General features: G+C 70.8%; 9 protein-coding genes and 1 pseudogene. All 10 read right to left on the bottom strand.

Features of this window, described 5'->3' with window-relative positions:
• On the bottom strand, positions 1 to 1641 hold a 1641-nt coding region (locus AC1DVT_RS13125), incomplete at its 3' end, for a primosomal protein N' family DNA-binding protein (protein ID WP_477389505.1).
• Positions 1642 to 1657: 16 nt separating this feature from the next.
• Positions 1658 to 2851 (bottom strand): methionine adenosyltransferase, encoded by a 1194-nt coding sequence (gene metK / locus AC1DVT_RS13120; protein ID WP_477389504.1) that lies wholly within the window; start codon positions 2849 to 2851, stop codon positions 1658 to 1660.
• A 117-nt stretch (positions 2852 to 2968) separates the two neighbouring features.
• A complete protein-coding gene (gene rpoZ / locus AC1DVT_RS13115) occupies positions 2969 to 3226 on the bottom strand; it encodes a DNA-directed RNA polymerase subunit omega (protein ID WP_457098684.1) in 258 nt (85 codons plus the stop codon).
• A gap of 66 nt (positions 3227 to 3292) precedes the next feature.
• Entirely contained in the window at positions 3293 to 4216 is a 924-nt protein-coding gene (gene gmk / locus AC1DVT_RS13110) for a guanylate kinase (protein WP_477389503.1), read from the bottom strand.
• Entirely contained in the window at positions 4209 to 5054 is an 846-nt protein-coding gene (gene pyrF / locus AC1DVT_RS13105) for an orotidine-5'-phosphate decarboxylase (protein WP_477389502.1), read from the bottom strand. Before pyrF ends, gmk begins: the two co-directional genes overlap by 8 nt.
• Complete coding sequence (gene carB / locus AC1DVT_RS13100) at positions 5051 to 8356, bottom strand: carbamoyl-phosphate synthase large subunit (RefSeq protein WP_477389501.1); 3306 nt, start codon at positions 8354 to 8356, stop codon at positions 5051 to 5053. Before carB ends, pyrF begins: the two co-directional genes overlap by 4 nt.
• Positions 8356 to 9513 (bottom strand): glutamine-hydrolyzing carbamoyl-phosphate synthase small subunit, encoded by a 1158-nt coding sequence (gene carA / locus AC1DVT_RS13095; protein WP_477389500.1) that lies wholly within the window; start codon positions 9511 to 9513, stop codon positions 8356 to 8358. The genes carB and carA overlap by 1 nt, the downstream gene beginning before the upstream one ends.
• Positions 9510 to 10037, bottom strand: coding sequence for a PH-like domain-containing protein (locus AC1DVT_RS13090; RefSeq protein WP_477389499.1), 528 nt, complete (start codon positions 10035 to 10037; stop codon positions 9510 to 9512). Before AC1DVT_RS13090 ends, carA begins: the two co-directional genes overlap by 4 nt.
• Complete coding sequence (locus AC1DVT_RS13085) at positions 10034 to 11344, bottom strand: dihydroorotase (protein ID WP_477389498.1); 1311 nt, start codon at positions 11342 to 11344, stop codon at positions 10034 to 10036. The genes AC1DVT_RS13090 and AC1DVT_RS13085 overlap by 4 nt, the downstream gene beginning before the upstream one ends.
• Positions 11341 to 11577: pseudogene (locus tag AC1DVT_RS13080) on the bottom strand (aspartate carbamoyltransferase); the annotation flags it as partial. The gene AC1DVT_RS13085 and the pseudogene AC1DVT_RS13080, both read right to left, overlap by 4 nt.

Genomic DNA, 11577 nt, shown 5'->3' with positions numbered 1-11577 from the left:
GTCCTGCAGCTCGGCGCGCGCGTAGGCCGCCTGGGTCCAGGTGGCGAGGGCACGGGCGACCGCGCCGGCAACCCCCACGAGGTGGACGGGCGCATCCGGGGCTGCCAGCGCGGCGGCGTTCGACCACCACCGCAGGCACGACTCGCCGATCCGCAGATCCTCGGCGAGCAGCATCCGCTCCCCGTCCAGGAGGATCACCGCACGGTAGCCGCCGTCGGCGATGGGTTCGGCACCGCGCGTCGCGACGACGAGCGCGGGACGCGCGTCTACCCGAGCGACCGGGTGCTCGCCGTCGGCGACGATCACCCGCACTCCGGGGAAGGCACGGCCGAGCTCGTCGGCCGTGCGCTCGCTGCCCGAGGCGGCCATCCGCACCCGTTCGCTGGAGCAGTGCGGGCAGGTCCAGGCCGTGGCCGTGCGTCCGCACCACGAGCAGTGCGGGACCGCCCCGGGTCGCTTCGCATGCAGCGGACCCGCGCAGTGCGCACAGCGCGCGGGCCGTCGGCATTCTGCGCACACGAGCACGGGGGCGTAGCCGGGTCGCGCCACCTGCACGAGCACGGGCCCCGCGGCAAGCGCCGTCCGTGCGGCGGCGAAGGCCGCAGAGGGGACTCGAGCGCCGCGCGACTCCCCCTCCCGGGTGGCGCTCAGCACGACGCGCGGGCTGACGCGACGCGCCGTGGTCACTTCGCGCACCCAGCCGACCTGGACGAGGCGCTCGACATCCGTCGTGCGGGTGTGGCCGGCGAAGATCAGGGCGCAGCCGTCGAGCTCCTGCCGCAGCAGCGCGGCGTCGCGAGCGTGCACGCCGGGGCTCAAGGGCTCGGCGAGGAGCGGATCGCCGTCGTCCCAGAGCGCGAGCAGGCCGAGGGCGTGTACCGGCGCATACACCGCCGAGCGATTGCCGATCACGATGCACGGAACATCGGCGAGACCGCGCAGGAACGCCGAGTACCGCGCCGGAGAACTCTGCCGGGCATCCACCCGCAGCAGCGCGTCGGCGGGCACGCGGCCGGTCAGCGCTGCTTCGAGCTGGCTCTGGTCGCGATGGTCTGGAACGACCAGAATCGCGCTGCCGCCCGCGGCGATCGTGCGCACCGCGGCCGCAGCGAGCAGTTCTGCCCACGCGCCGATGACGGCGCCGTCGGCGGCGCGGGCCAGCCGTGGCGGCGCATCCACCGCCACTCGACCTCGATCGTCGATGGCGTCGGCGAGCCCGGCGAACTCGCCGAGCACGCGGTTCGCGTCGTCGAGCGCGGTCGCATCGACCACGGGCGTCTCGAGCGGTCCACGGGCCAGCCACGCCTTCTCCGCACGGACCATCCGCTTGGGCAGGGCGAGACGGAGGATGTCGGAGGCCGACCCGGCGGCGCGATCGGCGGCCCGACGGGCCAGCGCGTACAGCCCCGGCGTCAGCACGGGCTGCGGCGAGACGACGGCGTCGACCTCGGAGAGCGGCCGATCCGAGGCATCCGGGTCTCCTCGTTCGACGATGAGCCCGTCGACGACGCGGCCGGCGCTGCGCAGCGGGACGCGCACGCGCACGCCCGGCTGCGCGACGGCCTCAAGGTGTTCCGGGATCGCGTAGTCGAACAGCCGGTCGAGCTGCGGCAGCGGCGAGTCGAGCAGCACGCGGGCCACCGGCCGCGCGATCACCTCAGAGACCGGCGGCCGCGCGCAGGTCGTCGACGCGGTCGGTGCGCTCCCAGGTGAACTCGGGCAGCTCTCGGCCGAAGTGACCGTAGGCGGCGGTCTTCGCGTAGATCGGGCGCAGCAGATCCAGGTCTTCGATGATCGCCTTGGGGCGCAGGTCGAAGACGCTCCGGATCGCCCGGACGATGACGTCGTCCGCCACGTGCCCGGTGCCGAAGGACTCGACATAGAGACCGACCGGCTTGGCCTTGCCGATCGCGTAGGCGACCTGCACCTCGAGCCGATCGGCGAGGCCGGCGGCGACGGCGTTCTTGGCGACCCAGCGCATCGCGTACGCGGCGGAGCGGTCGACCTTCGATGGGTCCTTGCCGCTGAACGCCCCGCCACCGTGCCGGGACGCACCGCCGTAGGTGTCGATGATGATCTTGCGACCGGTGAGTCCTGCGTCGCCCTTGGGCCCGCCGACGACGAACGGACCGGCCGGGTTGATGTAGTACTTCACGCCGGGCAGGTCGAGGCCGGTCTCGGCCAGGATCGGGTCGATCACCTCGGCCCGCACCTGGGCGCGCAGGTCGGCCTGAGAGATATCGGGGTGGTGCTGCGTGGAGAGCACGACCGAGTCGACCGTCTTCGGCACAGCACCGTCGTAGCCGAGCGTCACCTGCGTCTTGCCGTCGGGCCGGAGGAACGGCAGCGTGCCGTCGCGGCGCACCTCGGCGAGGCGCTCGGCGATGCGGTGGGCCGTCCAGATGGCCATCGGCATGAGCTGCGGCGTCTCGGTCGTGGCGTAGCCGAACATGATGCCCTGGTCGCCCGCGCCCTGGAGATCGTGCGGATCCTCGGAGCCGTCTTCGCGCCGCTCGAACGCCTTGTCGACGCCGGCGGCGATGTCGGAGGACTGCGCGCCGATCGAGATGCTGACGCCGCACGAGCTGCCGTCGAAGCCGGTGTCGCTCGAGTTGTAGCCGATCCGGTTGACGACGGCCCGCACGATCGCGGGGATCTCGACGTACGCGCTGGTGGAGACCTCGCCCGCGACGTGAACGAGACCGGTCGTGACGAGCGTCTCGACCGCGACCCGCCCGCGGGGGTCATCGGTGAGGATCGCGTCGAGGATGCTGTCCGAGATCTGATCGCAGATCTTGTCGGGGTGCCCCTCGGTGACGGACTCGGACGTGAACAGGCGCAGCTCGGACATCATGTCTCCAAGTCGGGTGCGGACGCGCACCAGTATGCCCGAAACGGCCGACACCGCCCCGGTGGGCCGCCTCGTGGCGACACAGCGGGATCAGGCCGACCGTTCGGAACGGAGGACTTACTCTGCGACGGGGCGCAGGCGCAGCTTGTCCTCGTGGATCTCGTGCAGCGCGATGGTCAGCGGCTTGTCTTCGACCGTCGAGTCGACGAGCGGGCCGACGTTGTCGAAGAGGTTGCCCTCGTGCAGATCCGAGTAGTAGTCGTTGATCTGGCGCGCACGCTTGGACGCGAAGATGACGAGCTGGTACTTGGAGTCGACCTTCTCGAGCAGGCTGTCGATGGGGGGCTCAATGATGCCCTGGTTCGTTCCGGCCATAGCGAAGAAACCTCCTGGTTAGGCGACGGATGTCGGTGGGAGCGCGGAATGCGTCGAGGATTCCGCTCAGGCGCGCGCAGACGGACGCGCAGGCGCCATCACCAATTCTACGACCTCTTGGGCCGCTTGGGCGACATCGTCGTTCACGACACGGAAGTCGAACTCGTTCTGGGCCGCGAGCTCGACCTTCGCGGTGCGCAGGCGCCGGTGGCGCTCCTCCGCTTCCTCGGTGCCGCGGCCCACCAGGCGCTGCACGAGCTGGTCCCAGCTCGGGGGCAGCAGGAACACCAGAGTGGCGGACGGCTCGGCCGCGCGCACCTGGCGCGCACCCTGCAGATCGATCTCGAGAAGCACCGGCCGGCCGGCGTCCAGTGCCGCCTCTATCGGGCCCCGCGGCGTGCCGTAGCGGAAGCGATTGTGCACCGTCGCGTGCTCGAGGAGCTCGCCCTCGGCGATGAGCCGGTCGAACTCGGCATCGTCGACGAAGTAGTAGTGCTCCCCGTCGACCTCGCCCGGTCGAGGCGCGCGCGTCGTCGCCGAGACGGACAGGTGGATCTCCGGGTGGTGGTCGCGGATCTGCGCGGCCACGGTGCCTTTGCCGACCGCGGTCGGCCCCGCGAGGACGACCAGCCGGCTGCGCGCGCCGCGCGGCTGCAGCTCGGGCCAGCGCTCGTCGAGCAGGTGGGTCAGCGCACGTCGCTGCCGCGCACCCAATCCGCCGAGTCGCTTCACCGGTGAGATGGCGAGCTCGGCCAGCAGGCGGTCGCGCTTGCCCTCGCCGATCGCCGGGATGCTCGTGAGGAACTCCGTCACCCGCATCGTCCCGGACGGGGATGCCGCATCGGCGAACGCGCGCCGCAGCACCTCCTGGGGCGTGACGACGCGCATGGCGATGTCCTTCTTCAGCGCGGCGCGGGCGCGCCGCGCGGCGACGGCGCGACGCGATGCCGCGGCGCGGTCGACCTCGGGTGGGTGCTGTGCGTCAGCCATTGGCTTCCTCCTCGAGCTGGTCGAGACGTGCCTGGATTCGATCGGCGACCTCGGCCGCACCRCCGGCGAGGATGCCGCGACTCTCGCTGGCGACGACCGCCGGAGCGAGCGACCCGAAGAGCGCGGCGAGGTCGGAGAGGGTCGCGCCCTGGTGGCCGAAGCCCGGCGCGAGGATCGGCGCGGGGGGCGTGATGGTCTCAGGGAGCCCGAATGTGGCACGGTCGACGGTCGCGCCGACGACGAGCCCGACGCTCCCCCACTCCCCCGGTGCGGTGTTCCTGGCATTGACCTCGGTGACGTCGTGGACGACGCGGCCGGCCACGGTGTGTGCTCCCACCCGTCCGGTCTGCAGTTCGGCTGCCTCCGGGTTGCTGGTGGCGGCGAGGACGAACAGACCCTTGCCGTGGGCGAGGGCGAGCGTCACGGTGTCGCCGAGGGATCCGACGCCGAGGTACGGGTTGACCGTCAGGGCATCAGCCTCGAGCGACGAGCCAGGGGTCAGCCAGGCGCGCGCGTACGCGTCCATGGTCGAGCCGATATCGCCGCGCTTGGCGTCCGCGATCACCATCAGGCCGGCTGCCCGGGACGCGGCCAGCACATCCTCGAGAGCCGCGTACCCGGCGGAGCCGTACCGCTCGAAGAAGGCCACCTGCGGCTTGACGATGCCGGCCCGTCCCGCGGCGGCGTCGACGACGCGCAGCCCGAACTCCCGGGCGCCGGCGGCCGAGGCATCCAATCCCCACTGCGTCAGCAGATGCTCGTGCGGATCGATGCCGACGCACAGGCGTCCGCGCTCGGCGATCACTGCGCGCAGCCGCTCCCCGAACCCTCCGCTCATGCGCGCGCCGCCCGATCGGCGGCGTACTCCTGCAGGCTCCGCACGGCGAAGCCCTGGCGGAGCACCGGAAGGGCGCTCACTGCGGCGCCGAGGACGGCCATCGTCGTGAAGAGCGCCTTGTCGGCCGCGACGGCCGCCGCGCGGATCTCGTAGCCGTCGGCGCGCGCGGAGCCGCCGCTCGGGGTGTTCACGATCATGTCGATCTCGCCCGCGTTGATCAGGTCGACGATGTTCGTCGCCCCGCTCTCCTGCGTGGCGGAGTACTTGTTCACCACCTCGACGGCGATGCCGTTGCGGGCGAGGATCTCGGCAGTGCCCTCGGTCGCCACCAGGGTGAAGCCGAGTTCCTGCAGCCGGTGGGCGGGCAGGATGACCGCGCGCTTGTCGGAGTCGGCGACCGAGATGAACACGGTCCCGGTCAGCGGCATGCCGCCGTAGGCGGCTTCCTGGCTCTTCGCGAACGCGGTCGGGAAGTCGCGGTCGATGCCCATGACCTCGCCGGTCGAGCGCATCTCGGGTCCGAGCACGGAGTCGACGGTGAGGCCCTCCTTCGTGCGGAACCGCTTGAAGGGCAGCACGGCCTCCTTGACGGCGACCGGCGAATCCAGCGGCACGCGCGAACCGTCGGACGGCGGCAGAAGGCCGTTCTCCTTCAGCTCGGCGATCGTCTCGCCGGCCATGATCCGAGCGGCCGCCTTGGCGAGCGGGATGCCGAGCGCCTTCGAGACGAACGGCACCGTGCGACTGGCCCGCGGGTTCGCCTCGATGACGTAGAGCACGCCGGCGCTCACCGCGAACTGCACGTTGAGCAGGCCCCGCACCCCCACCCCTGCCGCGATCGCCAGGGTCGCGTCGCGCACCCGGTCGATCTCGGTGCGGCCGAGCGAGATCGGCGGCAGCGTGCAGCTGGAGTCGCCGGAGTGGATGCCGGCCTCCTCGAGGTGCTCCATGACGCCGCCGATGTACAGCTCGTCGCCGTCGTACAGGGCGTCGACGTCGATCTCCACGGCGTCGTCGAGGAAGCGGTCGACGAGCAGCGGCTTGCCGGGCTCGACGATCACCTCGCCGGCGGTGCGGACGAAGTAGTCGCGCAGGGCGGCGGTGTCGTAGACGATCTCCATGCCGCGTCCGCCGAGCACGAAGCTCGGCCGCACGAGGACGGGGTACCCGATGTCCTCGGCGACCGCGACGGCACCGTCCGGGTCGGTCGCGGTGCCGTGCCGAGGGGCGATGAGACCGGCGGCGTCGAGGATGTCGCTGAACAGCTGGCGCTCTTCGGCGAGGTCGATGGCCTCGGGGCTGGTGCCCAGGATGCGGTAGCCGGCATCCTGGATCCCCTTCGCGAGCCCCAGCGGCGTCTGACCGCCGAGCTGGCAGATGACGCCCAGGATCTCACCCGACTGCGCCTCGGCGTGCAGCACCTCGAGGACGTCCTCGAGGGTCAGCGGCTCGAAGTAGAGGCGATCCGAGGTGTCGTAGTCGGTCGAGACCGTCTCGGGGTTGCAGTTGACCATGACGGTCTCGTAGCCGGCCTCGGACAGCGCGAACGACGCGTGCACGCAGGAGTAGTCGAACTCGACGCCCTGGCCGATGCGGTTCGGGCCGGAGCCGATGATGACGACCTTCGTGCGCTCGGACGGCCGCACCTCGGTCTCGAAGTCGTAGCTCGAGTAGTGGTACGGCGTCAGTGCCGGGAACTCGCCCGCGCAGGTGTCGACCGTCTTGAAGACGGGCCGCACACCGAGCGCGTGACGGATGCCGCGCACCTCGACCTCGGTAATCCGGCGGAGCTGCGCGATCTGGGTGTCGCTGAAGCCGTGCTCCTTCGCGACGCGGAGGGTCGCGGCATCCAGCTCCCCCGCGGTGCGGACGAACTCGGCGACCTCGTTGATGAGGACGATCTGATCGAGGAACCAGGGGTCGATGCCGGTCGCGTCGAAGAGCTGCTCGATCGTCGCGCCGGCGCGCAGCGCCTGCTGCACGTGGATGATCCGACCATCGGTGGGGGTCTTCGACAGCTCGATGAGCTCCTCGATCGACGCCTCAGTCCCTGAGCCTGTCGAAGGGTCGTCCCAGTGGAACGAGGAGCCGCGCTTCTCGAGTGACCGCAGCGCCTTCTGCAGCGCGGTCGCGTAGTTGCGGCCGATCGCCATGGCCTCGCCGACCGACTTCATCGTCGTGGTCAGCGTCGTGTCTGCCGCCGGGAACTTCTCGAAGTTGAACCGGGGCACCTTGACGACGACGTAGTCGAGCGTGGGCTCGAAGCTCGCCGGCGTCTCCTTAGTGATGTCGTTCGGGATCTCGTCGAGCCGGTAGCCGATCGCGAGCTTCGCGGCGATCTTGGCGATCGGGAACCCGGTCGCCTTCGAGGCGAGCGCCGACGAGCGCGACACGCGCGGGTTCATCTCGATGACGATGATGCGGCCGTTCGACGGGTCGACGGCGAACTGGATGTTGCAGCCGCCGGTGTCGACGCCGACGGCGCGGATGATGTCGATGCCGATGTCGCGGAGCTTCTGGTACTCGCGGTCGGTGAGCGTGAGGGCCGGGGCCACCGTGATCGAGTCGCCGGTGTGCACGCCGACCGGGTCGACGTTCTCGATCGAGCAGACGACGACGGTGTTGTCGGCCGTGTCGCGCATGAGCTCGAGCTCGTACTCCTTCCACCCGAGGATCGACTCCTCGAGGAGCACCTCTGTGGTGGGCGAGTCGCGCAGGCCGGCGCCGGCGATGCGGCGCAGGTCGCGCTCGTCGTACGCGAACCCGGAGCCGAGGCCGCCCATCGTGAAGGAGGGGCGGACGACGAGCGGGTAGCCGAGCTCTTCGGCGGCGGCGAGGCAGTCGTCCATCGTGTGGGCGATGCGGGATGCCGCGACATCCGCTCCTGCGTCCAGCACGAGCTGCTTGAAGATCTGACGATCCTCGCCCTTGTTGATCGCCTCGAAGCTCGCGCCGATGAGCTCGACGTCATACTTCTGAAGGATGCCGTGATTATGCAGGTCGATCGCCGCGTTCAGCGCGGTCTGGCCGCCGAGGGTCGGCAGGATCGCGTCGGGCTTCTCCTTCGCGATGATCGTCTCGATGACCTGCCACGTGATCGGCTCGATGTAGGTCGCATCGGCGAAGTCGGGGTCGGTCATGATGGTCGCCGGGTTGGAGTTGACGAGGATGACGCGCACGCCCTCTTCGCGGAGCACCCGGCAGGCCTGGGTGCCGGAGTAGTCGAACTCGCAGGCCTGACCGATGACGATCGGGCCGGAGCCGATGACCAGGACACTCTTGATGTCGTCGCGCTTGGGCATTACTCGGCGTCCTTCTGGTCGAGGTGCGCGATGACCATGTCGCGGAATCGGTCGAAGAGGTAGTTGGCGTCGTGCGGGCCGGCGGCCGCCTCGGGGTGGTACTGCACCGAGAACGCCGGGATGTCGAGGGCACGGAGCCCCTCGACGACGTCGTCGTTCAGCCCGACATGGCTCACCTCGACGCGGCCGTAGCCGGCGGGGCTGTCGAACTCGCCCGCGATCGGAGCCTCGACCGCGAAGCCGTGGTTGTGCGCGGTGATCTCGACGCGGCCGGTGGCCTTGTCGAGCACCGGCTGGTTGATGCCGCGGTGCCCGAACGGCAGCTTGTAGGTGCCGAGTCCGAGGGCCCGGCCGAGGAGCTGGTTGCCGAAGCAGATGCCGAAGAACGGCAGCCCGTCATCGAGCACGCTGCGCAGGAGCGCGACGTGACCGTCCGAGGCCGCGGGGTCGCCAGGGCCGTTCGAGTAGAAGACCGCAACGGGGTCGATCTCTCGGATGCCCTCGATCGTGACGTCCTGCGGCAGCACGTGCACGTCGAAGCCGCGGGCGGCGAGGTTGTCGATCGTGGACTGCTTCACACCGAGGTCGAGCACGGCGAGGCTGCCGATCCGCTCGCTCGTCGCCATGGTGACCTCGGTCGCCGCGACCGAGACCTCGGCCGAGAGGTTGCGGCCGGCCATCTGCGGCGCCTCCCGGACGAGCCGGAGCTGTTCGGCCTCCCCGACGCCGGCCGCGGCGCCGGAGAAGATCCCACCGCGCATGCTGCCCGCCGAGCGGATGTGCCGGGTGACCGCGCGCGTGTCGATGCCGCTGATGCCGACGACGCCGTCCGCCACGAGAGCGTCGTCGAGCGAGGCATCCGCCCGCCAGTTGGAGACCACGCGCGAGGGGTCGCGCACGATGTAGCCGGACACCCAGATGCGGCGGGATTCGGGGTCTTCACGGTTCATCCCCGTGTTACCGATGTGCGGTGCGGTCTGCAGCACGATCTGTCCGGCGTAGGAGGGGTCGGTGAGCGTCTCCTGGTAGCCGGTCATGCCGGTGGCGAAGACCACCTCGCCGAGCGTCGTGCCGCGCGCGCCGTAGGCGCGACCCGGGTGGCGGGTGCCGTCCTCGAGAACGAGGACGGCAGGGTCGGCGTGGAACTGGGAGGTCATGCGTCGGATCCCATCGGGGTCGAGGTCGAGGTCGAAGTGGGGGTGCAGAGCGGCGCGATCGCATCCGCGACGGCACGGGTCGAGGCATCCTGCGGTCGGAAGTAGGAGTCGACGATCGTCGCGTCGTCGGTGCGCCATTCCAGGCGCACGAGGCCGCCGGGCTCGACGACCCGGTCGATCGCGACGGTCGCCTGCGCGACGCCGACCAGGCGGTCAGCGGCCAGGAACACGCGCGGCKCTCCGGTGACGTCGAGGGCGACCCCGGCGTCGGTGACGAAGAGGTCGGCGCGGGAGCGGAAGGCGAGCCCGCGGATCGCGAGGCGCTCGAGCGGCTCACCGTGGCGGGTCGTGGCGACGTACAGCCCCGAGAACGACGCACGGACCTGGGCGTCGGCGGGTGCGGCAGCGGTCGGGGCGGTGAGGGCGGCGTCGCGCCGCGTGCGGCGCACCCACCCCCACACGACGAGCGCGATGATCAGAGCGGCGACCCCGATCATCACCAGGAGGGCTCCTTCGGTGGTCATGCGCGCACCCCCGAGAGGTCCTGGAGCACGCCGTCGACCACGGTCGGCCGGCCGCGGTGCACCGTCCAGCGCACCTCGCCGGGCAGTTCGCGCCCGAGGTAGGGCGAGTTGACGCTGCGACCGTGCAGGTCGGCGACCGAGAACGTGCGCACCGGCGCCGGGTCATAGAGGGTGAAGGATGCCGGGTGCCCGTCGCTCAGCGGCGTGCCGTGGCCGTCGAGCCGCCCGATCCGCGCGGGGGTGCGGGACATGATCCGCGCGACATCCGCCCAGACCAGCAGGCCGGTGTCGATCATCGCCTCGTGCACCACCCGGAGCGCGCTCTCGAGCCCGACCATCCCGTTGGCCGCGGCCTGCCACTCGCACGACTTCGCTTCGTCGGGATGCGGGGCATGGTCGGTCGCGACGATGTCGATCGTGCCGTCGGCGAGTCCTTCGCGGACCGCCAGCACGTCCTCGTCACGGCGYAGCGGCGGGTTCACCTTGAACCGGGCGTCGTACCCGCGGGCGAGCTCGTCGGTCAGCAGCAGGTGATGCGGGGTGACCTCGGCGGTGACCTTGACGCCGCGGCGCTTGGCCCACCGGATGATGTCGACCGATCCGGCGGTCGAGAGGTGGCAGACATGCAGCCGCGAGCCGACGTGCTCGGCGAGCAGCACGTCGCGGGCGATGATCGACTCCTCCGCAACGGCGGGCCAGCCGGCGAGGCCCAGCTCCGCGGAGACTGAACCCTCGTTGAGCTGGGCGCCCTCGGTGAGCCGCGGGTCCTGCGCGTGCTGGGCGATGACGCCGTCGAACGCCTTCACGTACTCGAGCGCGCGGCGCATGATGAGCGAGTCCCACACGCAGAAGCCGTCGTCGCTGAACACCCGGACGCGGGCACGCGAAGACGCCATCGCGCCGAGTTCGGCGAGCCGCTCGCCCTTCTGCCCGACCGTCACCGCACCGATCGGCTGGACGGTCACGTAGCCGGCAGCTTCACCGAGCGCGAGCTCCTGCTCGACGACACCAGCGGTGTCCGCCACCGGCGAGGTGTTCGGCATCGCGAAGACCGCCGTGAAGCCACCGGCAGCAGCGGCACGCGATCCGGAGAGGATCGTCTCGGATGCCTCGTACCCGGGTTCGCGCAGGTGCGTGTGGAGGTCGACCAGACCGGGCAGTGCGATCAGGCCGGCAGCATCGACCACGGTCGCGCCGGCGCGGCTCAGCCCGGTGCCCACTTCGACGATGAGGCCGTCTTCGACGATGAGGTCGGCGGCCTCGCCGCCCTCAAGGTGTGCCCCCTGGAACAGGAAGACCTCGCTCATCGTCTGTCCTCCTTCTCGTCCGCTGCTCCCGCGAGCAGCAGATACAGCACGGCCATGCGCACCGAGACGCCGTTGGTCACCTGGTCGAGCACTGTCGACCGGGGCGAGTCGGCGGCTTGCGCCGAGATCTCGAGACCGCGGTTCATCGGTCCGGGGTGCATCACCATGCTATCCGGACCGAGCGCCGCGAGCCGCCCGGCGTCGAGTCCCCATCGACGGGAATACTCCCGTTC

This window comes from Microbacterium sp. P2_F9, from assembly GCF_056403635.1.
The sequence above is the reverse complement of the archived record's forward strand: the minus strand, read 5'-3'. Positions and strand labels throughout refer to the sequence as shown.

What these genes read in the sequence shown, in the direction of transcription:
- metK (WP_477389504.1), bottom strand. Translation starts at nt 2,851, where the DNA reads ATGTCCGAGCTGCGCCTGTTCACGTCCGAGTCCGTCACCGAGGGGCAC.
- rpoZ (WP_457098684.1), bottom strand. Translation starts at nt 3,226, where the DNA reads ATGGCCGGAACGAACCAGGGCATCATTGAGCCCCCCATCGACAGCCTG.
- gmk (WP_477389503.1), bottom strand. Translation starts at nt 4,216, where the DNA reads ATGGCTGACGCACAGCACCCACCCGAGGTCGACCGCGCCGCGGCATCG.
- carB (WP_477389501.1), bottom strand. Translation starts at nt 8,356, where the DNA reads ATGCCCAAGCGCGACGACATCAAGAGTGTCCTGGTCATCGGCTCCGGC.
- carA (WP_477389500.1), bottom strand. Translation starts at nt 9,513, where the DNA reads ATGACCTCCCAGTTCCACGCCGACCCTGCCGTCCTCGTTCTCGAGGAC.